This is a genomic window from Aquimarina agarilytica ZC1 (assembly GCF_000255455.1).
GTDB classification, from domain to species: Bacteria; Bacteroidota; Bacteroidia; order Flavobacteriales; family Flavobacteriaceae; genus Aquimarina; species Aquimarina agarilytica.
Genome location: NZ_JH621329.1, coordinates 1 through 1,016, shown reverse-complemented (window position 1 = coordinate 1,016; position 1,016 = coordinate 1). Strand labels below are relative to the sequence as shown.

The window sequence follows — 1,016 nt, the reverse complement described above, 5'->3', positions numbered from 1 at the left end:
TCACACCTGTTAATCCAGTCACACCGGTAAGTCCAGTAACGCCTGTTAATCCTGTTACACCTGTTAATCCAGTAACGCCAGTAAGCCCAGTAACACCTGTTAATCCAGTCACACCAGTAAGTCCAGTAACGCCTGTTAATCCTGTTACACCTGTTAATCCAGTTACGCCAGTGAGTCCAGTAACGCCTGTTAATCCAGTTACACCTGTTAATCCAGTCACACCAGTAAGTCCTGTAACGCCTGTTAATCCTGTTACACCTGTTAATCCTGTTACACCTGTTAATCCAGTTACACCAGTAAGTCCAGTAACACCTGTTAATCCAGTTACACCAGTAAGTCCAGTAACACCTGTTAATCCAGTTACACCAGTAAGTCCGGTAACGCCTGTTAATCCTGTTACACCTGTTAATCCAGTAACGCCTGTTAATCCAGTAACACCAGTAAGTCCAGTAACGCCTGTTAATCCAGTTACACCAGTAAGTCCAGTAACACCTGTTAATCCAGTTACACCAGTGAGTCCAGTAACACCGGTAAGCCCTGTTACACCAGTAAGCCCTGTTACACCAGTAAGTCCTGTAACGCCTGTTAATCCAGTTACACCAGTAAGTCCAGTAACACCTGTTAATCCAGTAACACCGGTAAGTCCAGTAACACCTGTTAATCCAGTTACACCGGTAAGTCCAGTAACACCTGTTAATCCAGTTACACCAGTAAGTCCAGTAACACCTGTTAATCCAGTAACACCGGTAAGTCCAGTAACACCTGTTAATCCAGTTACACCAGTGAGTCCAGTAACACCGGTAAGCCCTGTTACACCAGTAAGTCCAGTTACGCCAGTAAGTCCTGTAACGCCTGTTAATCCAGTTACACCAGTAAGTCCAGTAACGCCTGTTAATCCAGTTACACCAGTAAGTCCAGTAACGCCTGTTAATCCTGTTACACCAGTGAGTCCAGTACACCTGTTAATCCAGTTACACCAGTAAGTCCAGTAACACCTGTTAATCCAGTAACACCTG

At 44.9% G+C, this 1,016-nt stretch carries 1 protein-coding gene; it reads right to left on the bottom strand.

The features are described 5' to 3' along the window. Window positions 1-1,016 (bottom strand): beta strand repeat-containing protein (locus KQA_RS21075; protein WP_198283139.1); only part of this gene is annotated, 1,016 nt, incomplete at both ends.